The organism is Marinobacter sp. ES-1 (assembly GCF_000475255.1).
GTDB lineage: Bacteria > Pseudomonadota > Gammaproteobacteria > Pseudomonadales > Oleiphilaceae > Marinobacter > Marinobacter vinifirmus.
The window spans coordinates 24,875-46,408 of record NZ_AXBV01000033.1 but is presented as its reverse complement, the minus strand read 5'-3'; the positions used below and the strand labels follow the sequence as shown (position 1 = coordinate 46,408).

Sequence of the window (21,534 nt, the reverse complement as noted above, 5' to 3'; positions counted from 1 at the left end):
GCTTATGCTGGCAAAACTTACTGCCAGATAACCGGTTTCTTCTGTCCGTACCAGGCGTCTACCTTCTGCTGGTAGGTGTCTTCCACCACGTTACGCTTGAGCTTCAGGGTCGGGGTCAGGAAGCTGTTCTCGATGGTCCACTCGTCTTGCATCACGATAATGAACGCCAGCTGCTCGTGGGGATCAACCTGCTTGTTGATGTCCTGGATGAGCTGCTTCAGGCTGTCCTCGATTTCCTGTTTCAATGCTGCATCGTCTTGCACCTGGGGCCGCAGCTCTTCGTTCAGCATCACCATGGCAAAGGGCTGGGTCTGGTTAGCACCGGATGCACAGCACACCTCGATGGACTCATGGGCCATCAGCAGGTTTTCCAGCTTGGCGGGCGCAATGTACTTACCCTTGCTGGTTTTGAAGATTTCCTTCAGTCGGCCGGTAAGCTTCAGGCGCCCCATCTCGTCGATCTCGCCCTTGTCACCGGTTCTGAGGAAGCCATCTTCGGTGAAAGCTTCCACAGTTTTCTCGTCATCCTTGTAATAACCCATCATGGTGGCCGGGCTCTTCACCTGGACTTCGCCCTGCTCGCTGATGCGGGTTTCTACCCCTGGCAATGCTTCGCCCACGTAGCCGGTGCGGGTGCGGCCCGGCTTGTTCATGTGGGAATAGGCAAAGTTTTCAGACATGCCGTAGCCTTCCAGCAGCTCCAGCCCCAGGTTGCGGTACCAGTCCAGCACATCGTGGGACAAGGGCGCGGAGCCAGAGCCAGCCAGCTTTACCTGGTCCAGGCCCAGGTTCTTCAGCACCTTCTTCTTGATCAGTTTGTTCACCAGCGGGATCTTCAGCAGGCGGTCCAGCTTGTGCTTGGGCACCTTCTGCAGCACGCCGTGCTGAAACTTCACCCACAAGCGAGGTACAGACAGGAACAGCGTGGGCCGCGCCCGCTGCAGATCCTGCACGAAGGTATCCAGGGATTCGGCAAAGAACAGCTGAAAACCAGCGTACAGCGAACCCAGCTCGACAAACGTACGCTCGAACACATGGGCCATGGGCAGGTAAGACAGCATACGCTCATCCGGCCCCACATTCAGGGTTTTGATGCCGCCTTCTGCGGCAAAGGCCATGTTGTCGAAGCTGAGCATCACACCCTTGGGCCGCCCGGTACTGCCGGAGGTATAAACAATGGTGGCCAGCTCTTCCGCATCCCGCACCGGGTTGCCCTGCAGTGGCTCGTTGCCGGCAACAATTGTGTTCCAGGTTTCATAGTTGTTGGGCGGGCTGAGCGGGTACGAAATGCAACGCACAGACTCCGGAACACCCGGCTTCATGCTCGGCCAGTCATCCAGCTTACCCACAAACAGCACTTCACAGCCGGCGTGGTTGAGTACGTAGTTCACCGTGTCGGCATTGAGCATCGGGTACAGGGGCACAGAAATATGCCCGGCCAGCCAGATGGCCCAGTCGGTCATGATCCAGTGGGCGCAGTTCTTGGAGATGATCCCGATCCGGCTCTTCTCCGGCAGGTCCAGAGACTTCAGGTAAGCCGCCATGCGCCGGGCTTCGTCCACCGCGCGGCCCCAGGTGAATTCATCCACCGTGCCGTCGCCCATGGGCTGGGTCATGTAGAGCCGGTCTTTGTGGTTGTTTTCCCACTGGTAAAGCATATCCAGTGGCAGCTTGGCGTTGGTGCTCATGGTTCTTCCCTCTCGCACTGAAGGTTCATTGTTAGCGTTCTGTATAGTTTAACCCTTCAAATACTGTATGAATTGACCGCAAAGCCGGACTTCGGAAACATTGGGGTCAGGCCGGACAGTATTCGACTTTTGTTTAATACCGTAAACAGGTAATCTGGCAGCCACAACCAACAAAAAGAGCATGACGATGGCCAGCTACACCATTGAAATTGATGAAACTTTTGATGTACCAAGGCGAAAAGTCTTCGCCCTGTTTGCCGACCATCACCGTTTCGGGAAAATGATCGGTGCTCCGGTAAAACGCATCAAAGACAGTGACCAGGCCGATCCGAACGGTACCGGCTCGGTACGTAAAATCGGCATTGGCCCCCTGTCCCTGCAGGAAACCGTACTGGTTTTCGAGCTGGACTCGCTGATTGAATACACCATCACCAGCCTTAGCCCGATTCGAAATCATATGGGGCGTATTCGTTTTTATGACACGCAGGAAGGTCAAACCCGGGTCAGCTATACCATCACCTTCGAAGATATCGTGCCGTTTTCAGGCAAGGTGGTCAGTGCAGCGCTGGAGCAGGGCCTGAAGCGTGGCATCCGCCGGGTTCCGGAGCTGGCGTAGCCATAGCAACAATCCGTTACTTGATGAATATCAGATAATTGACCTGTGGCAAGGCCCGGCTTCCCGCCGTTCGGTAGTCTCCAAACCTTATTGCAATATCCGGCCATGGCGGTGCATGAGCACCGTTGTCATGGCCTGTAACTTATTGTTGTGCGGGAGACCCTAATGGCAGTTGAGCCGATCGTTTTGTTCGACAACGGGCACCACAAGTGCCTGATGTTTGATTCCCTGGTAACCGGCGAGGGCGTGCAGTCCAACCAGTTCCTGATTGTAGATGGTGACCACGAAGCCCTGCTTGATCCCGGCGGAGACCTTACCTATACCCCGCTGTCGGTGGCTGCCTCCAAGTACATGAACATCCGTGAGATGGACTATGTATTTGCCTCCCACCAGGACCCGGACATCATCGGTGCCATTGACCGCTGGATTGTGCACACCAAGGCCAGCATCGTAACCTCCAAGCTGTGGGCCCGTTTCCTGCCCCACCTGGTGTCCAGTTACGTAACCAACCAGCTCAGCGGCAGCGTGTACGATCGCATCATCAGCATTCCGGACCAGGGTGCGAAAGTGCGTTTCGGCGACTCCCATATCCAGTGTCTGCCAGCCCACTTCATGCACTCTGTGGGCAACCTGCAGTTCTATGATCCGGTATCAAAGATTCTGTTTTCCGGCGACCTGGGCGCCTCTCTGGGTGGTGAAGACGACCACAAACCGGTGGAAGACTTCGACAACCACATCCAGCACATGATTGGCTTCCACCGCCGGTATATTGCCTCTAAAAAGGTGTGCCAGCTGTGGGCCAACATGGTTCGCGATATGGACGTAGCCATGATCGTGCCCCAGCACGGCAAGCGTTTTGAAGGGCCGGCCATGGTTGACCGCTTCCTGAACTGGGTCAGCAGCATGGACTGCGGCATCGACCTGATGACCCAGGACAACTACCGTCCGCCGGTCGATTTTGTGTGATTTCCCCGGTTTCCGCAGGGATGCGGAAACCTCCTTCTGCATTCCTTGCGCAATCACCCCTGTCGCAAATCCCTCAGGTTCAGTAAAATCCCGCTTTTGATCGTAAATCCGAGAGGCACCAACGATGGGCAGAGCCTACCAGAACCGTAAAGAATCCATGGCCAAGACGGCCGCGGCTAAAACCAAGGTTTACAGCAAATACGGCCGGGAAATCTACATGAGCGCCAAGTCTGGCGGCCCCGACCCCCAGGCCAACCTGTCGCTTCGCGGCCTGATCGAGCGCGCCAAGAAAGACCAGGTCCCCACACACGTTATTGAAAAAGCCATCGAGAAGGCCAAGGGCGGCGCGGGTGAAGACTACTCGACAGCCCGTTACGAAGGTTATGGCCCCGGCAACTGCATGGTGATTGTCGACTGCCTGACCGACAACCCCAACCGCACCTTCGGCGACGTTCGCCTGGCCTTCACCAAGACCAAGTGCAAGATCGGCACCCCCGGCGTGGTTGCCCACATGTTCGACCACTGCGCTATTTTCGCGTTCAACGGCCAGGATGAAGAAGCCGTTCTTGAAGCGCTGATGGAAGCCGATGTTGACGTGACCGACATCGAAAATGAAGACGGCAAGATCACCGTATTCACGCCCAACACCGAATACGCCAAGGCCAAACAGGCACTGGAAGCGGCCTTCGAAGGCATCGAGTTCGATGTGGACGAGATCCAGTTCCTGCCGAAGACCACTACGGTTGTTCAGGGCGACGATATTCCCCTGTTCGAGAAGTTCCTCGACATGTTGAACGATCTGGACGACGTTCAGAACGTGTTCCACAACGCGGAACTGCCGGAAGAGGAATAACCCTCTCCCGTTTAGCTGTCACCGGAGCGCAGTATGGCTGGCACAGGCAACACACAGGCCCCGCGGGTGGTTATCCTGAAAACAGGGAGCACCTATCCGCAAATCAAGGATCAGTTCGGAGACTTTGATGCCTGGTTTACCCGTGGCTTGTCCAGCCAGTTGCAACTGACTGTCGTCGACGTAACCCGTGCTTCACCTCCGGGCCACCCCTCGGACTGGCAAGGCATCGTTATCACCGGCTCGCCGGCCATGGTCAGTAACCGGGAACCCTGGAGCGAGCAAGCAGCCCACTGGGTGCGCCAGGCAGTAGAAGACAATGTTCCGCTTCTGGGTGTCTGCTACGGCCACCAGCTTCTGGCACATGCCATGGGCGGCAAGGTGGATTACCATCCCAAAGGCCGTGAAACCGGCACCCGACTGGTTCGCCTGTTTGCTGCTGCACAGAGCGATCCCCTGTTCAGCCAGCTTCCGCAAACCTTTCCGGCTCAGCTGACTCACAAGCAATCTGTGCTGGAGCTACCCCCTGGCGCTGTTTTGCTGGGCGAGTCCGACTTTGAGCCGCACCAGGCTTTCCGGGTCGGTGACAATGCCTGGGGTGTGCAGTTTCACCCCGAGTTCACCGAACACATCATGAAGGCGTATCTGGAAGTCCAGTACCCTGACCTTCAGGCCGAAGGGCTGGATGCCAATGGCTTGATGGCCTCGGTGCAACCGGCCGACGACGCAGCCCGCCTGCTGCAGCTGTTTTCGGAACGGATCCTCCGTCACAGCGAAACCTGAGCCAGGCGCCCCACACTCAAAGGAATGATGCTGCCATGACAATGAAGTTACTCGCCGCAGCCCTGTTATTGATTCTGGTCAGCCTCGGGCTATGGCACACCTGCAAGCCCTTGCCGGCCGGCCTTGCCTATCAGGGCGATGTTCTGCCCCTCGAAGCGCCTGAACTGCTGACCGACACCACCCTGCACTTCCCTGATGGCCGCTCCGAGCTGGACCACGAAATTTTCGACGAGATGTTCCGGCTGATCGGACAGGCCGAAACATTCATCCTGCTGGACATGTTCCTGTTCAACAGCACCGGCCCCGAAGACAAGGGATTACGGCCCCTGGCACAGCAGACCGTCGATGCACTGGTTGCCCGAAAGCAATCGCAGCCCGACATCGACATTGTGGTCATCACAGACCCGCTTAACACCTTTTACGGCGGCACCCGATCGACGCTGTTCGAAGCCCTCGAAAATGCCGGCATTCAACTGGTCATCACCCGGCTGGAACCCCTGCGGGACAGCAACCCGGCCTGGTCATCATTATGGCGGCTCTGCTGCCAGTGGCTGAGCAACAACCCCGATGGTGGCTGGCTGCCCAACGCACTGGGCACGGAGCCCGCCACCGTTCGCAGCTACCTGGCCCTGCCCAACTTCAAGGCCAACCATCGCAAGGTACTGGTTGCCGACGAGGGAGATCGCTTCCGTGCTGTGATCACCTCCGCCAACCCCCACGATGGCAGCAGCCGGCACAGCAACACCGCCCTGGCCTTCGATGGCCCGGCAGTCACCGATGTGGTTCGCAGCGAACGCGCGGTTATGCAGATGTCCGGCGCAGATACCGCCACAATTGACCGTTGGATCAACACATTGGAGGCCATGGCCGGCGAACACCAGGAATCCGGCAGCAGCATTCAGGTACTCACTGAATCCGCCATCCGGGACAAGGCCCTGGCGATGATTGACCAGAGCCAGCCCGGGGAAAGCCTCGACATGGCCATGTTCTACCTCTCCCACCGCCCTGTCATCGAAGCCCTGATAGCCGCTCAGCAACGGGGCGTGAGCGTCCGGCTGTTGCTGGATGCCAATAAAGACGCCTTCGGCCACGAGAAGAACGGCATTCCCAACCGCCCGGTGGCTAACGAGTTGAACCAGGCAGGAGTTGCCGTCCGCTGGTGTAACACCCACGGGGAGCAGTGCCACAGCAAGCTGCTGATCCGAACCCGTAGCGATGGCCAACAGGAAATGCTACTGGGCTCTGCCAACTTCACCCGGCGCAACCTGGACGACCTGAACCTGGAATCCAACGTATGGGTGCAGCTCCCGGCCGACCACCCCGTTGCCACTAAGGCGACTGATTACTTCGAGCTGCACTGGAACCATGGCCCGGACAGCAACCCGGTACTCAGCCTGCCGTGGGCAAGGTGGCAGGAGGCCTCCAGGTTCCGTTACTGGCAGTACCGGGTGATGGAAGCCACAGGGCTTTCCACTTTCTGAGGAACCCTTTCTTCTTGGTGAACGTTTTGTATGTTGAACAGCGACACAGTTCAAACTAGTGTCTTTGTAAACAACTGAGAAAGGAGTCTGTAATGAACGCCATGCGACGTTACACCAAGCAGTTTTCTCTGGTGATGGCCCTGCTGATGGCCTTTGCCACCACCTTCTCCGTTTCTGCCCACGCCGGCATGGTGGGCACCGGTGAGCTGATCCAGCAACAACAGACCGAGCTCGACCGGCAACAGCTGCTGGAGATGCTGGAACAGCAGGAAGTGAAAGAAAAGCTGTCCGAGCTTGGTGTCAGTGAAGACCAGGTGGCCGAGCGCATCCAGAACCTGACCCCCGCCGAACTGGCAGACTTCGAGCAGCAACTGGCCGAAGCACCCACCGGTGAAGGGGTTGTCGGTGTGATCGTCCTGTTCCTGCTGGTGTTCATCATCACCGACATGCTGTGCGCCACCGATCTCTTCTCGTTCATTAACTGTATCCGGTAAACCACCGAACCATGCTCAGGAAGCTCTCCGGTTTCAGCAGGTTGATGGCCCTCACGGGCCTGGTCCTGCTGGCCGGCTGCGCAACTACCCCGCCCTGGCCCGAACCATCAGCCATCAACAGTGATGCGAGGCCCGCATCGACCTTGCTGAAGGAAGTGCCCTTCTATCCCCAGGAAAAGTACCAGTGCGGCCCGGCATCGCTGGCCACCATGCTCAACAGTCAGGGGCTGTCCACCGATCCGGACATCCTGAAAGAGCTGGTGTACATTCCTGACCGGGAAGGCTCATTGCAGGTGGAGATGGTGGCCGGGGCGCGCTCCCACAATATGGTGGTGTATCCACTGCAACCGGAAATTGATGCCGTACTGGCGGAAGTTGCGGCTGGCAACCCGGTACTGGTCATGCAGAACCTGCGCTTCAACTGGTGGCCGCAATGGCACTTTGCCGTGGTGGTGGGCTTCGACGCCCGGGAGGAGGAGCTGGTGCTGAACACCGACACCCGCCAGCATTACCGGATGCCCTACAAAGCCTTTCACGCAACCTGGAACAGGGCTGAACGGTGGGCCGTGGTGATCCTGCCTCCAGACACGCTACCGGCAACCGCCGAACCCCTGCCCTGGCTGCGGGCCGCCCATGACCTGGAAACCACCGGTCACAGCCGTGCGGCACGGGAGGCCTACCAGACCGCGCAAACACGCTGGCCCGAACACTCTGCCCCGATCATGGCACTTGGTAACCTGGCCTATGCGCAACAACAGCCGCAACAAGCGATCGAGCACTTTCTGAAAGCTGTGAAGCTATTCCCGCAAGCCCCTGAAGGCTGGAACAACCTGGCCTATGCCCTGTCGGCCAATGGCTGTCCTGAAACAGCCGGGAAAGCCCGGGGTTGCGCAAGCGCCCTTGCCCCTGACCGCTTCAAAAATAAAGCAGACAACCTGCCCGGCCCCATCCAAAACGCCACGCAGCAATGCCCGGCCATTCCCCAATGTCCCGCCGAGGCGCCTTGAACCGGGTCAGGCCCGCTTTCGGAACAGCGCAACATCCTTTCTCGGCACCTCCAGCTCCCAGCCGAAATGTGCGGCCAGCCAGGCAAAGGTTTCTTCCCGGTAGAACACCACGTGGGTCGGGTCTCTGCGGTAATGCCAGGTGGCAAAGCGGTCATCAGCGTTCTGGAAACAGGTCATGATACCCAGCCAGCCTCCGGGCTTTACCAAGGTATCGAGCTGTCTGAATACCTGGGCAGGCTGGTGCAGGTGTTCCACGACTTCGGTACAGGTCACAAAATCATAGGCCTGGTTCAGCACTTCCCTTTCTGGTCTGAAGAAGGGATCGTAAACCGCCATCGGGTAGCCAGCCTCCTCAAACATGCTAGCCAGCGCGGGCCCGGGACCACAGCCAAAATCCAACCCGTGGGCGCCCGGGGAAAGCTTTGCCAGTAGAGGCCCGACAAGCTTTGACAGAAACTTTCGATAGCCCGGGTCCTCTGGCTGATTATCGTGCAACTGGTAGACAGCCCGTTCCTCCTGCTCAGACAAGTAGAACCCCGGCGCCATCAGGGTTGCCTGGCAAGTGCCACAACGCAGGTAAAGTTTGCCTTCTACCTCCATAAACGGTGCGAGTGTGCGGCTCTCACAAACCGAACAGCACTCGGACAACTCTGTATTGGATGCTGTGGCACCACCTGAAATCATGGGAGACAAACCTGTCTGAAGTTTCATTGTCATATCCGGCCATGCGGCCAATTTGTGACCAGTTGCCGGATATCCACCGTAACACCGCGCCTATACTAACCCCGTACACAGCCTCGGCACAGAGACGGAAACATGGATTCGTTGAACAACCTTGCACTGGAGGTGCCGATCATCTCGGCCCGCTATGCCCGCCGTTTTATCCGGTTTATGGAAAACCGCGGCGTTAAACGCCACGCCATCATGGCGGAAACCGGCATTACCGACGACCTTCTGAACAACCCTGATGCCAACGTAACCATGAGCCAGGTGCTGCTCCTGCTCCGCCAGGCCGACTGGCTGATGCACGACGAACGGGCCGCCTTCGAATTCGGACAGCAGCTGGACCTGCCCAGCCACGGCTTGCTCGGCTTTGCCGTGCTCGGCCAGGAAAATCCCCGTCGCCTGGTCAGCATGATTGTTCAATACCTCCGGGTGGGCTTGCCACTGATGGATATGGAGCTGGAATCCAGCGGCTCCACCATTCGCATCCGGTTGATCGATACCTGGGGAGTGGGCGATCTTCGGCCCTGCCTGACCAAGATCTACATGGGCAGTATTCACCGGGTCTCCTCCCAGGTATGCAGCCATTTCACCTTTCAGTTCGACTTCCCGGGCAAAGCCAGCCAGGAAGACTGGCAATTGCTGGCACCAGACAGCGAGTTCGAATTCGATGCCGGCATCAGCCAGGTGATCATGCCCCTGAACGGCACCCCGATTCGCAAAGACGACGCCAGCCTGGAATTCCTGGTGGCCAGGACCCGGCACGGTGCCCGGGAGACACCCCGGGAAGCAGACGAGACCGTTATGCAGGTACGGGAACTGATCATGAGCCAGCCCGGGCGCCCCTGCACCACCGAGAATATCGCCCGCCGCCTGGAGATCAGCCCCCGCACATTGCGGCAGCACCTTGCCAGCGCCGGCACATCCTTCCGGGAACTGCGTAACGAAATCCGGGAAAACTTTGCCACTTTGTACCTGAAAGACACCAATGTGCCGCTGGAATCCATTGCAGAAAAACTGGGATTCAGTGACCAGGCCGGTTTCACCAAGGCCTACCGTTCCTGGACTGGCCAGACCCCGGGCGACATTCGCCGGCAGGCCCGCAGTAAAAAGTGACCGGCGTTCCCTGGCCGTTTTGACACCGTTCACGGTTTGAACAATAACCCACCCTGATTTCCGTTTAAGACAAAAATGGTGCCGCCACCAGCAATGACCGGCGGCACCCACTCCCCGTCTAATAACCCTGCATTCATGCGTAAACGCGTATGGCACGGGATCTTTGCAAGTCCGATCGAGCAGTCCTTATCGGTGTTGTCTGCAACCCCAACTACAACAAAGAAGATACACAGAGGACGAACTCATGAAACTCAGGAACCTCAACACGAGCGTTCGCAAGCTCGGTCCCGCCGTTGCGGCGGCGGCCTTGATGGCCGGCGGTGCATCAAATGCGGCAGCCGAACAGGTCTCTACCGAACTGGCCTTTGAATGCCCATTCCCGCTGATTGGCGACCAGCCCATCCGGGCTACCATCAGCGCAGATATTCCTTCCGTAGTGTCTGTGGGTGACACCATCCCCGCATTCACCGTTGATGCCATCACCGTAGTCAATGACGATGCCCGCACCGGCCTCAAACTGGTTCAGTCCGCCACACTCGAAGGCGTTGCCACCAGTTACAACAGTGTTGTGACCGCAGGCAGAACCGTTGAACAAATTGTGAAGCTGGACATTCCGCCCACGCCGGTTCCCGAAACTTCAGGCGAATTCAATGTTCCGGCCTCCGGCATGTCTCCGGAATTCCTGATTACAGAGGATGATATTGGCGAACTGGTCATCCGTGTTGGCGCCCTGCAGCTGGACCTGACTGCGCGCACCGCCAATGGCGCCATTGCCCCGGCTCCGATCGGTGAAATCCTGACTGACTGTGTTCAGTTGCCAGGCCAGGACAATCTGCTTCAAACCATCACCGTGGGTGGTGAAGTGGTTGAAACACCGCGCATCACCGTAGGCGCTGAAGAACTGGCCTTCGGTGCGGTACAGGCCGGCCTGAGCGCTCAGCAGTCCGTATCCATCACCAATACCGGCAGTGCAGCCCTGGGCCTGAACAACATTGCCATCAGTGGTAACGATGCTGACGTCTTCACCGTGAATAACCAGTGTGGCTCCAGCCTTGCGCCGGAAGCTTCCTGTGCGGTTGATGTCACCTTTGCTCCAAGCACTGACGGCACCCGAAGCGCAACCCTGACCATCGAGTCTACCGATGCCGAAACCCCGAGCATCGACGTTGCCCTGTCTGGCCGCGGCACCCTGGCTCCGACACCGGAAATCTCGGTATCTCCGGAATCGGTCGAACTGGGTCGCGTTCTGTCCGGAACCAGCGAATCCGCGCAGGTTACCATTGCCAACAACGGTAATGCCGCCCTGCAAATCAACAGCATTGCCCTGGAAGGCGCCAATGCCGCTGACTTCCTGCAGACCAATAACTGCACCACGGTTGCCGCTGGCGCCAGCTGCTCTGTCGACCTGAGCTTTGCTGCCGGTGCACCGGGTGTGTATAGCGCGGCCCTGGTCGTGAACTCCAGCGACGAAGAAAACGCCACCGTAACCATTCCGGTGCGTGCAGAGTCCTATGAAGAAGCCACCGGCGGCCCCGACCCCATTGAACTGCTGTTGGGCCTGGAAGGCTCCACACTGATCAAGGCAACCGGCGGCTCCCTGCCCCTGACTGGCTCTATCGCTACCCTTCTCGACCTGGCTGCCGGCACTTTTGAAGCAGACCTGGAAGTTCAGCCAACCTCCGGCAACTTCTCCATCAAGGTGCTGTTCAGCAAGATCAATGCTGCCGCCAACGTGGAATTCGAGCAGGCTGCGGTAACCACTGGCTCCCTGGTAAACGGCAAGCTGACTGCCAACTCCCAGCTGTATGTGAAAGTACCCAAGGTGGCTATCAAGATCGGCTTGCTGCCAATTCGCATTGGTGGTGGTTCCGAGTGTCAGACCCGCGATCCGATCAACATCGAGCTGAAGTCGGTTGAAGGCTCCAACTTCTCACCGGCCACTGGCGGTACCGTAAGCGGTGTATACGAGCTGGGCGCGCTGGAAAACTGCGGCCTGCTGACCAGCCTGCTGAACCAGTTCATGACTGGCCCGGGCAACACCATCAACCTGGACCTGACTCCTCAGTTCTAAAAGTTCCGGCTTGGCCGGAAAGGGTTACAGCCGGTATCGGCCGGCTGTAACCCAAATCAGGAAAGAAGAGAAAACAAAATCAAAAAAGGAACAACGAAATGAAAAGCCTGAAAAAATCCGCGTTAGTGCTGGCCATGGCAGGCCTCCCGTTTGCTGCCCAGGCCGACCTGAAACCCATTGATGACGCCCAGATGGGCAGTATCACCGGTCAGGCCGGTGTGACTATCGAGCTGGAAACCCGTGTGGACATCGGCGAATTCCGATACACCGATGAAGGCTCCCTGTCTATCAAAGACATCTCGATTGGCGGTGCGAATACCACTGGTCTGTTCTCTGAAATCACTGATTTCCGGGATGCACTCGGGCTGGACGCCACCACTAACCTGATCGACAACATTGCCATCGAGATCGATGTAGCTGCTGACGGCGACGCAATCATCAACGTATTGCCGCTGACCGCTGCGCCGATCGACTTCGGCGTAAGCACCGGCGAGTGGACCCTGGAAGGCCACACCGATTCCACTCTGCTGGCCAGCAACTTCAACATGGTCGGTGCCTTCACTAAGGTAGGCATCACCGTTGACACCGCTACGGACAGACTGAACCTGAACACTAAGGTAGGTATCTCTGACCTGGACGTTGACATCGACTTCCTGGGCCTCGGCATCCGTGACCTGAAAATGACCGGCGCCGACTACATGGGCACCAAGCTGGATGGCACCGCCGCTGCACCAAGTGTGCTGACACTCGGCGCCACCATTGATATGGACGTCTACAAGGCAACCCGTCTGGGCGGTTCCGGCGATGCACTAGCCATCGACCTGAATACCTTCGCAGCGGATATGTCCATCGGCGAGGTTCTGGTAGGCGGAGCCAGTATTGGTTCTGTGATGCTGGATAACCTCGTGGTTCAGGACACCACTATGCGTATCTACGGTCACTAAGGCCCCTGGGCCCGGTTCTCCGGGCCCTTTTTCTCTACCCCTCCTTTCCTGCAAGCCTCCCAAACATCGCCTTGCTCTCCGGCCGCCCGGCCAATGGCAACACAACGCACGGATGTGATAGTTGCCGTGTTAGGATTTCAGTGATCCACAGAACAAATCCACTGCTTCCCGAAAAGGAACACCCATGCTCTGGACCTTGCTCGCCATTGTCGCGCTGATTGTTGTTGCCACTTTCCTGCTGTTCCGGGTCAAAGACCTGTCCGAATTTGACGGCAACGAGTGGGCAGTGAAGGAAGTCGCACCCAATCCGGCTCACGATGAGGTGCTGTCACGCATTAAAGATATGGGCCGGGCATCAAAGGGACTGAAAGGCAAAGCCAGGCTGATTGCCCTGAGGAATCACCTGGACAGTCTGGGTGAGGATGTTGAAGTAACTTCAGAGATTCGTCATAACGACCAACCCAGGGGCGAATGGGTTATCGCCCCGGGCGTGGACACCCGACGACGGGTTCTGTATATCCACGGTGGCGCCTGGGCCGCCGGCAGCCCCCGCAGCCACCGGGCGATTACCGACAGGTTCTCGCAGCTGGCCAATGCCGCCGTTTTCGCCCTCGACTACCGATTGATGCCGGAGCACCGGTTTATGGATGGCATCCGTGACTGCCGCCAGGCTTACACCTGGCTGTTAGCCCACGGCCCGGACGGTGAAGAAACTGCAGATTTTATGGTGGTGGCCGGTGATTCCGCAGGCGGCAGCCATACCCTGTCGCTGATTGCCTGGATTCGGGACAATGGTATCCGCCAGCCGGATGCCGCAGTGGCACTGTCGCCGTCCACAGACCTCACCCTGACGGCCCCCAGCAACCGCGACAACATCCGCACCGACCCCCTGCTGGGGCCGGTGTTTGGCGGGTTGTCCAAGATTCCTTTGCCGGTGCTCTGGTGGGGCACACTGGCGGCATTCCGGATTTCCCCCACCAACCCGGTGGCTTCGCCGTTGCGCGGCAACCTGAACAACCTGCCGCCAACGCTGATCCATGCCAGCTCCACAGAAATGCTGCTGGACAACTCTACCCGCTATGCAGCCAAGGCCAGGGCTGAAGGTTCACCGGTTGAACTGCACACCTGGCAGAACATGGTGCATGTGTGGCACATCTTCACACCGCTGTTGCCAGAAGCCGAAGAAGCCTTCGAGGATATCCGTGCATTTCTGGAACAAGTTGAGAAAGGCGAGATATCAAAGGCCGCCAAGGGCCAGCTGTAAAGCGATAGCCGCCATCATCAGGCCAATAACGCCATCAATCACTCGCCAGGCACCGGGTTTGGAAAGAATCGGTGCCAGCCTGGAGCCGAACCAGGCAAGACCACCAAACCAGAGGATCGACGCGCTGCTGGCGCCGGCCACAAAAGTCACGGCACTACTCTGCTGGGCACCCACTGCCGGGATCAGTAACAGGGTGTCCAGGTAAACCTGCGGATTAAGCAGGGTTACGGCCAGGGTGGTCAGGATAACCCGTTTCAGGCTTCGCCCTACATCACCCGACGCCTTCAGCGCCGCCCGGCCACGGCCTGCGCGCACAAACGCCTGCAAGGCCAGCCAGCCCAGGAAGGCAACACCCAGCCAGCGCAAGACTTCCAGCGCCTGGGGTGCCGCCATCAGGGCCGCACTCACGCCGAACATGCCGAGCGTAAACAGCAGTACGTCTGACACCATGCACAATCCGGCTGCCCACCAGTGGTGTTCCCGGCGAATGGCCTGGCTCAGAATGTAGGCATTCTGGGCACCGATGGCCACAATAATACCGCCACACACCAGCAGACCGGTCAGGTAACTCTCAAGCATTCCAACTACTCCGAAAAAAATGGCGCAAGGATACCCGCGCGCCTCACAGGTGGGAACTCTTCTGGTTCAGGGCCGGGACCGGCGAACACCAAACCAGTGGGGATAACGCAGCAGACAATAGAGCGCGACCATGTCGTACAGCGCATGCCAGGCCATAACCAGCGCCAGGCTCTGGCTGAACTGGTAGGCAACGCCCAACACTGCACCAAGGCCTGTGGCCATCACGAAATAGGTGAACGAAACATAGTGCACCAGGCCGAACAACACGGAAGCGGCAATAACCGCCGTCCAGGGACCGGTGTGCTGCAGCAGCCAGCCCTGAATAGCCCCGCGAAACAACAACTCTTCCCCGACACCCGCCAACACCGACAGCGCCACAAGTACTGGCCAGCGATAACCGGCGGCGAAGTTATAGAGCGCTTGCATCTGGCTGCTCAGATTATCCGGGAAAAGCCAGGGCACGCGGGATAACAACACCAGCACCAGGTAGGTACCAACCGCCCCCACTGTGCCGAACAACACCACCTCAACAACATTCAGGCCATCAAGAAGCAGCGGGATCTCAAACAGCCAAACCGCAAACAGGCCGATTAAACCAATACCGCCCTGAAACAGCAGGGCGGTGGCTGAAGGCATGGAGGGACTTCCGCGTTCAGGCATGGATCAGTTGTCGAACAGATCCTTGACGGGGAACAGGGCATCGTAGCTCGGAGCCTGTTTCTGGGCCTTGGCCTGGAAGGATTTCATCATGTCTCCAGGACGGAACATGCCGGCCTGCCAGGTAGCCATGTACTTCAGGCTGTCTTCCACACTGTGATCACGGCTGAAATTGATCATTTCCTTACAGCCGGTCACCGCCAGCGGCGAGTTGGCCGCAATCTGGGCAGCAATGGCCATCACACCTTCCAGCATGGCTTCCTGGTTCTCGTAAACGGTATTCACGAAACCAAGACGTTGGGCCTCTTCGGCGCCGAATTTGCGGCCGGTGTAGGCCAGTTCCCGCACTACGCCTTCGGGCATCAGCTTGGGCAAACGCTGCAGGGTGCCTACATCGGCGGTCATTCCCAGCTCAGTTTCCTTGATGGTGAAGTAGGCATCCACCGTGCAGTAGCGGCTGTCGGCGGCACACACCAGATCCAGCGCACCACCAATGCAGCCGCCGTGAACCGCCGCCAGCACCGGCAGGCGTACTTTTTCCAGAGAGCTCAGGGTATCTTGCAACTGCAAGACAACGCGGCGAAGGTTCTCGGCCATACGGCCGGGATCACCGCTCATGGGCACGGATTTCGGATCAGAAAACACACCAAGGTCCATACCGGCGGAAAAGTGCTTGCCGGTGGAGGAGATCACAATCACCCGGGCGTCTGTGTTGGCTTCGATGTCCTGCACGCAGCGGGGCAACTCCAGCCAGAACGCCTTGTTCATGGAGTTCAGCGCTTCAGGACGGCTGAACTGTACGTGGGCGATGTGGTCTTTTACTTCGATGTTAAAGCTTTCGTAGTTTGCGAGTTCAGACATGATGGGTTCCGTATCATCTCAGAGCAGGGTTTCGTATCATTAGGGGGCACATTACCGCGAAACGAGGCACGATGGAATTTACTTTCCTGGGCACATCCGCCGGAACACCAACCCGGTCACGGAACGTTACTGGCCTGGCCCTTTGCCGGTCCGGTCCCAAACCCTGGTACCTGGTCGATTGCGGCGAAGGCACCCAGCACCAGCTGATGCGTACCCGCTATTCGGTGATGCAGTTGCGCGCCATTTTCATCACCCACATCCACGGTGACCACATCTTCGGGCTGCCGGGCCTGCTTACCAGCGCTTCCATGCTCGGCCGCACCGAGCCGCTGGATATCATCGCCCCGCCACAGGTGCGGCGGTTCATAGAGGCGACGATTGACAACAGCGACTCCAGCCTGAGCTACCCCCTGAACTTCATCAATTCCGAAGCGCACGATTTTTACTGGCAGGATGACAACGTGGGCGTTACCAACGTGGCGCTTTCGCACCGGGTTGCCTGTCGCGCTTATGTCTTTACTGAACGAAATATGGAGCGCCAGCTAAAGCAGGAGAAACTGACGGCGGACGGCATAGACGCTGGTCCATCCTGGGGCGATCTGCAGAAGGGCAAGGACGTGCTGCTGGATGACGGCCGGTTGTTGAGGAGCGATGACTACACGGAGATACCCAGAACCGCCCGGCGCATCATTGTGGGTGGTGATAATGACACACCAGAGCTTTTGAAAGAGGCCAGCCAGGGAACTCATGTACTCATCCACGAAGCGACTTACACCCAGGACGTCGCCGACCGGGTCGGCCCCTGGCCCCAGCACAGCTCGGCGCAGCAGGTCGCCCGGTTTGCCCAGAGCGTAAAGGTCCCCAACCTGGTGCTTACCCACTTCAGCTCCCGCTACCAATCCGCCCCGGGTGGCACGCCTCATATCAACCAGCTCGCCGCCGAGGCGTTGCAGCATTACAAGGGCCACCTGTTCCTGGCCCGGGATTTCGACACTTACCGGCTAGAAAAAGACCTGCAACTACACAGACTGCAACATGACCGTTGAACAGGCCTACCCATGTCGCCCGCACTGATCTTTTCCCTGGCCGCTATCCTTCTGCTTTCCGGGACAGTCTTTTACCTGTTCTTCTACCGCAACTGGCGACGCCAGCGAGAACTGCAACAGCCCTTCCCTGAGCACTGGCGGCGCCACCTCAAGGAAAACGTACCCATCTATAACCAGCTCTCCAACAGCCACAAATCCCGGCTGGAGAACCTGGTTCAGCTGTTTATCGCGGAAAAGGAATTCTATGAATGCGCAGGCTTTCACATCGATGACCGGGTACGGGTGACCATCGCGGGTCATGCCTGCCTGTTATTGCTGGAACGAGCATTCTCGAACTACGACGATGTAAAGAGCATTCTGGTCTACCCCGATATCTACCGGGTTCAGGACACCAACAGTGATGGCCTGGTGGTCAGTACCAGTGAAGAAACCCGGGCCGGGGAGGCCTGGTCTCACGGCCGGGTAATTCTGGCCTGGAGCCAGTGTGAACAAGCCATCGCCAATCCTCATGGCCCGCACAACGTCATTCTGCACGAGTTCGCCCATCAGCTGGATTACCTGGATGGCTCGGCAGACGGGGCTCCGCCACTGAGCGGGCAAGACGCAAAGCACTGGCAGGAAACCATGACCAAGGCCTGGGACCACCTGCAACACCGGCTGGAACACCACCATAAACCCTGGCTGGACCCTTATGGCGCCACCGAGCCGGCGGAGTTCTTTGCGGTGCTGACGGAAGCCTTCTTTCAGCAGCCGGAACACCTGCTAGAGGCGCAACCGGAGGTCTACAAGGCGATGTGCGGCTATTACCGGATAGACCCAAGGGACTTCAGCGCTCACCAGCCCTAAAGCCCGTCTCCTTTCACACCGAGGCGATCCAGGTACAGGTGCAGCTCGTCCACGCTGATATTCACATACTCCAGCACCCGGCCATACAGCATTACCGTCGGCACATTACGGCCGCCCAATTCCTTCTGGGTCTCGCTCAGGACGTAAAGTATCGTCCGTTCCGTTTTTGTGAGACCATCCCGCGCATCGGGGATCACCTCGTCTATTCCGCGTAAACTGCTCATATTTCTGAATCCGGTAAGCTGCCCATGGAAATCAAAGTCAATTATCTCGACAACCTGAGGCTTGAGGCCAAGTTTGACGATTTTACCGTCATCTCAGACCAGCCCGTCCGCTACAAAGGCGATGGCTCGGCGCCCGGCCCGTTTGACTACTTCCTGGCCTCATCCGCCATGTGCGCAGCCTACTTTGTGAAGGTGTACTGCAACGCCCGCGACATCCCCACTGACAACATCCGGCTGTCGCAGAACAACATTGTAGACCCGGAAAACCGCTACAAGCAGATTTTCAAGATTCAGGTAGAACTGCCGGAAGACATTTCCGACAAGGATCGCCAGGGCATCCTCCGCTCCATCGACCGCTGCACGGTCAAAAAGGTGGTGCAAACCGGCCCGGATTTCCAGATTGAAGTGGTGGAAAACCTGGACGAAGACGCCCAGGCCCTGCTGACTGCAGCCCCGGGCGGCGACTCCAGCACCTACATTGAAGGCAAAGACCTGCCGCTGGAACAGACCATTGCCAACATGAGTGGCATCCTGGCGGATCTCGGTATGAAGATCGAGATTGCCTCCTGGCGCAACATCGTGCCCAATGTTTGGTCCCTTCACGTGCGCGATACCGCCGCCCACATGTGTTTCACCAACGGTAAGGGCTCTACCAAAGAAGCGGCCCTGTGCTCGGCCCTGGGTGAATTCATTGAGCGCCTGAACTGCAACTTTTTCTACAACGACCAGTACTTCGGCCAGGACATCGCCAACAGCGAGTTCGTACATTACCCGAACGAGAAATGGTTCCAGCCGGGGCCGGAAGGCGAGCTGCCCAAAGGTATCCTGGACGACCATTGCCTGGCCATCTACAACCCCGATGGCGAACTGCTGGGCACCCATCTGTTCGACACCAACTCCGGCACCCCGGAGCGGGGCATCTGCAGCATTCCCTACGTGCGCCATTCCGATGGGGAAACCGTGTATTTCCCCTCCAACCTGATCGAAAACCTGTATCTGAGCAACGGCATGAGCGCCGGCAACACGCTTCAGGAAGCGCAGGTGCAGTGCCTGTCCGAGATCTTCGAACGGGCAGTGAAGAAAGAAATCATCGAGAACGAAATCGCCCTGCCGGATGTGCCGGATAGCGTGCTGGCCAAGTACCCGGGGATTGTCGAAGGCATCAAGGCCCTGGAAGAACAGGGCTTCCCGGTACTGGTGAAGGATGCCTCTCTGGGCGGCCAGTTCCCGGTGATGTGCGTGACCCTGATGAACCCAAAAACCGGCGGCGTATTTGCCTCCTTCGGCGCTCACCCAAGCTTCCACGTAGCGCTGGAGCGCAGCCTGACCGAACTGCTGCAGGGCCGCAGTTTTGAAGGCCTGAACGACCTGCCCGCCCCCACCTTCAACTCCATGGCGGTGACTGAGCCCAACAACTACGTTGAGCACTTTATCGACTCCAGCGGGGTGGTGTCCTGGCGCTTCTTCAGTGCCAGATCCGACTACGATTTTGTGGAATGGGACTTCTCCGGCACCAACGAAGAAGAAGCGGCCACCCTGTTCCAGATGCTCGCGGATATGGGCAAGGAGTGCTACGTAGCCGGCTTCGATTATCTGGGTGCGCCGGTGTGCCGCATCCTGGTACCCGGCTATTCCGAGGTGTATCCGGTGGAAGACCTGGTGTGGGACAACACCAACATGGCGCTGAAATTCCGGGAAGACATCCTCAATCTCCACCGCCTGGATGAGGACGAACTAACCAGCCTGGTGGAGCGGCTGGAAGAGGCCGAGCTGGACGTGTACATGACCATCGTCACTCTCACCGGTATCGAGTTCGATGAAAACACCGTGTGGGGCCAGCTCACCATTCTGGAACTGAAACTGCTGATCTACCTGGCGCTGGGTGAACTGGAAGAGGCCCGGGAACTGGTGGAGATGTTCCTGCAGTTCAACGATAACACCGTTGAGCGCGGCCTGTTCTACCAGGCCATGAACGCAGCCCTGGAAGCCACGCTGAACGAAGAACTGGAGCTGGAAGACTACCGCTACAACTTCCGCCGCATGTTCGGCAACGAGGTAATGGATGCCGTCGAGGGTTCCATCAACGGCACCGTGCGTTTCTATGGCCTTGAAGAAACCGGCATGGACCTGCGCGGCCTCGACCGGCACCTGAAAATGATCGAGAGCTACAAAAAGCTGCACGCGGCCCGGGCCCGTAAAGCCGGCATCTCAGTCTAACCCGCTGCCGGCTGCTCGCCGGTATGCACTACCCTCTTGCCAATCACCCGGATAGCACCCGGCCGGCAAGTCGCCCGAAAGGGCGTTTTGCCGGCTACATCACCGTCTACGGTTACGGTTCTGGGCTGCTGGGTGTCTATCTGGCACCACTTGCCTTTGATCTGAATAACCGTGCTGGTTCTCCGGGGCGTTTTTCGGTTCAGCCGAACCGTCAGGAAGGTCAGTAACAACTGGGCTAGCGGGCGGGGGCGTATGGCAATCACATCCAGCAGTCCATCGTCAGCCGAGGCTTCCGGTATTTCCTGGCCGCCGCCAAAGTAGGCTCCCGTGGCAACCGCAATGGAGAGCCAGCGGCCTTCGAGCGATGAGCGATCCGTCTGAATCCTGGCCCGGAAGCCCCGCTTGGCACCCACCTGCTGAAACAGGGTGGCCAGGTAGCTGAACTTGCCCAAAGCTTGCTTGGTTGGGGAACTGGCTTTTCGGGAGGGCAAGGTTCCAAGCCCGATGTGAGCCACATTTAAATAAATGCGATCTAAAAACTCCGCCACATCGATCCGTTGCGAGCCACCCTCTGCCACCAGCCGAACAACCTCTGAAGGATCCTCAGGAAGGCCCAGGTTTCGGGCGAAGTCATTAGCGGTGCCCGATGGCAGAACCGCCAGGGTTGCCCCGGTACGAAGACAAAGTGACGCCACGCCGTTTACCGTACCGTCTCCACCCGCCGCCATCAGGCAGTCATCACCCGATACAAGGCGAATCCACTGCTCTGCGTCATCCAGCTTGCAAACGGTTACATCCGTTATGCCCTGCTCGCGCAGGTGCTTCAGCCAGAAATCGCTGTCGCGAGAGCCATCGCCAGAACCCGGGCTGTCCACCAACCAGTAAGCCATGCCCATTCCTTCAGAAGAAAATAATAATCCCTCTCAATTGATAGCACGGCTTGCCGGTTTCTTCATGCCGGGAGCATTACCGTATGGCAACGAGAGATCGCTACAGTCCAGGCGCGACCAAAATACTGTAAATAATGTGGACACATTACTGCTCCCAGCAGCGATAAGCAGCGCTGGAACAGCCTAAGAACAACGCAAATGTCAGGTTAAT

At 58.2% G+C, this 21,534-nt stretch carries 21 protein-coding genes; 14 read left to right on the top strand and 7 right to left on the bottom strand.

Annotated elements, in window-relative coordinates; genetic code table 11:
• Window positions 1-17: 17 nt before the first annotated feature.
• Window positions 18-1,688 (bottom strand): AMP-binding protein, encoded by a 1,671-nt coding sequence (locus Q668_RS05680; RefSeq protein WP_022988651.1) that lies wholly within the window; start codon window positions 1,686-1,688, stop codon window positions 18-20.
• Window positions 1,689-1,875: 187 nt separating this feature from the next.
• Here Q668_RS05680 and Q668_RS05675 point away from each other — a divergent pair, with 187 nt between their 5' ends.
• The 7 genes from Q668_RS05675 (at window position 1,876) to Q668_RS05645 (ending at window position 7,885) form a co-directional block, all read left to right on the top strand.
• Window positions 1,876-2,304: an SRPBCC family protein gene (locus Q668_RS05675; protein WP_022988650.1), complete on the top strand. Its 429-nt coding sequence runs from the start codon at window positions 1,876-1,878 to the stop codon at window positions 2,302-2,304.
• A gap of 165 nt (window positions 2,305-2,469) precedes the next feature.
• A complete protein-coding gene (locus tag Q668_RS05670; RefSeq protein ID WP_022988649.1) occupies window positions 2,470-3,270 on the top strand; it encodes an MBL fold metallo-hydrolase in 801 nt (266 codons plus the stop codon).
• Between the two features lie 124 nt (window positions 3,271-3,394).
• Complete coding sequence (locus Q668_RS05665) at window positions 3,395-4,123, top strand: YebC/PmpR family DNA-binding transcriptional regulator (RefSeq protein WP_022988648.1); 729 nt, start codon at window positions 3,395-3,397, stop codon at window positions 4,121-4,123.
• A 33-nt stretch (window positions 4,124-4,156) separates the two neighbouring features.
• Entirely contained in the window at window positions 4,157-4,903 is a 747-nt protein-coding gene (locus Q668_RS05660; protein ID WP_022988647.1) for a glutamine amidotransferase, read from the top strand.
• A gap of 35 nt (window positions 4,904-4,938) precedes the next feature.
• Window positions 4,939-6,384, top strand: coding sequence for a phospholipase D family protein (locus Q668_RS05655; RefSeq protein ID WP_022988646.1), 1,446 nt, complete (start codon window positions 4,939-4,941; stop codon window positions 6,382-6,384).
• A gap of 92 nt (window positions 6,385-6,476) precedes the next feature.
• A complete protein-coding gene (locus tag Q668_RS05650) occupies window positions 6,477-6,878 on the top strand; it encodes a PA2779 family protein (protein WP_022988645.1) in 402 nt (133 codons plus the stop codon).
• Between the two features lie 11 nt (window positions 6,879-6,889).
• Window positions 6,890-7,885 carry a PA2778 family cysteine peptidase gene (locus tag Q668_RS05645; protein WP_036219310.1) on the top strand — a complete coding sequence of 332 codons (996 nt, stop codon included), beginning with the start codon at window positions 6,890-6,892 and terminating at the stop codon, window positions 7,883-7,885.
• Between the two features lie 6 nt (window positions 7,886-7,891).
• Here the strand turns inward: Q668_RS05645 and Q668_RS05640 are convergent, their stop codons facing one another.
• Entirely contained in the window at window positions 7,892-8,596 is a 705-nt protein-coding gene (locus Q668_RS05640) for a class I SAM-dependent methyltransferase (RefSeq protein ID WP_227498297.1), read from the bottom strand.
• Window positions 8,597-8,701: 105 nt separating this feature from the next.
• On the opposite strand from Q668_RS05640, the gene Q668_RS05635 reads away from it, so the two are divergent.
• From Q668_RS05635 to Q668_RS05620, 4 genes are all read left to right on the top strand, one after another.
• Complete coding sequence (locus Q668_RS05635; protein WP_022988642.1) at window positions 8,702-9,724, top strand: AraC family transcriptional regulator; 1,023 nt, start codon at window positions 8,702-8,704, stop codon at window positions 9,722-9,724.
• Between the two features lie 244 nt (window positions 9,725-9,968).
• A complete protein-coding gene (locus Q668_RS05630; protein WP_022988641.1) occupies window positions 9,969-11,795 on the top strand; it encodes a choice-of-anchor D domain-containing protein in 1,827 nt (608 codons plus the stop codon).
• A gap of 98 nt (window positions 11,796-11,893) precedes the next feature.
• On the top strand, window positions 11,894-12,739 hold the full coding sequence (locus Q668_RS05625) for a DUF6160 family protein (RefSeq protein WP_022988640.1): 846 nt from the start codon (window positions 11,894-11,896) through the stop codon (window positions 12,737-12,739).
• Between the two features lie 184 nt (window positions 12,740-12,923).
• Window positions 12,924-14,003 carry an alpha/beta hydrolase gene (locus Q668_RS05620; RefSeq protein WP_022988639.1) on the top strand — a complete coding sequence of 360 codons (1,080 nt, stop codon included), beginning with the start codon at window positions 12,924-12,926 and terminating at the stop codon, window positions 14,001-14,003.
• On the opposite strand, the gene Q668_RS05615 is transcribed toward Q668_RS05620, so the two are convergent.
• From Q668_RS05615 to Q668_RS05605, 3 genes are all read right to left on the bottom strand, one after another.
• On the bottom strand, window positions 13,977-14,582 hold the full coding sequence (locus tag Q668_RS05615) for a LysE/ArgO family amino acid transporter (RefSeq protein ID WP_022988638.1): 606 nt from the start codon (window positions 14,580-14,582) through the stop codon (window positions 13,977-13,979). The two genes, Q668_RS05620 and Q668_RS05615, sit on opposite strands and share 27 nt — an antisense overlap.
• Before the next feature lie 66 nt (window positions 14,583-14,648).
• Entirely contained in the window at window positions 14,649-15,218 is a 570-nt protein-coding gene (locus Q668_RS05610) for a CPBP family intramembrane glutamic endopeptidase (protein WP_022988637.1), read from the bottom strand.
• Between the two features lie 27 nt (window positions 15,219-15,245).
• Window positions 15,246-16,100: a crotonase/enoyl-CoA hydratase family protein gene (locus Q668_RS05605; protein ID WP_022988636.1), complete on the bottom strand. Its 855-nt coding sequence runs from the start codon at window positions 16,098-16,100 to the stop codon at window positions 15,246-15,248.
• 71 nt (window positions 16,101-16,171) lie between these two features.
• Here Q668_RS05605 and Q668_RS05600 point away from each other — a divergent pair, with 71 nt between their 5' ends.
• Both Q668_RS05600 and Q668_RS05595 read left to right on the top strand, forming a co-directional pair.
• The gene (locus tag Q668_RS05600) at window positions 16,172-17,146 is read left to right on the top strand and encodes a ribonuclease Z (RefSeq protein WP_022988635.1); all 975 of its coding nucleotides are present in this window, start codon (window positions 16,172-16,174) and stop codon (window positions 17,144-17,146) included.
• 12 nt (window positions 17,147-17,158) lie between these two features.
• The gene (locus tag Q668_RS05595; RefSeq protein WP_022988634.1) at window positions 17,159-17,992 is read left to right on the top strand and encodes a zinc-dependent peptidase; all 834 of its coding nucleotides are present in this window, start codon (window positions 17,159-17,161) and stop codon (window positions 17,990-17,992) included.
• Here the strand turns inward: Q668_RS05595 and Q668_RS05590 are convergent.
• Window positions 17,989-18,216 (bottom strand): hypothetical protein, encoded by a 228-nt coding sequence (locus Q668_RS05590; RefSeq protein ID WP_022988633.1) that lies wholly within the window; start codon window positions 18,214-18,216, stop codon window positions 17,989-17,991. The two genes, Q668_RS05595 and Q668_RS05590, sit on opposite strands and share 4 nt — an antisense overlap.
• Before the next feature lie 24 nt (window positions 18,217-18,240).
• On the opposite strand from Q668_RS05590, the gene Q668_RS05585 reads away from it, so the two are divergent.
• Complete coding sequence (locus Q668_RS05585; RefSeq protein ID WP_022988632.1) at window positions 18,241-20,433, top strand: OsmC domain/YcaO domain-containing protein; 2,193 nt, start codon at window positions 18,241-18,243, stop codon at window positions 20,431-20,433.
• On the opposite strand, the gene Q668_RS05580 is transcribed toward Q668_RS05585, so the two are convergent.
• Window positions 20,430-21,323 carry a diacylglycerol/lipid kinase family protein gene (locus tag Q668_RS05580; RefSeq protein WP_022988631.1) on the bottom strand — a complete coding sequence of 298 codons (894 nt, stop codon included), beginning with the start codon at window positions 21,321-21,323 and terminating at the stop codon, window positions 20,430-20,432. The genes Q668_RS05585 and Q668_RS05580 overlap by 4 nt on opposite strands.
• Between the last annotated feature and the right edge of the window lie 211 nt (window positions 21,324-21,534).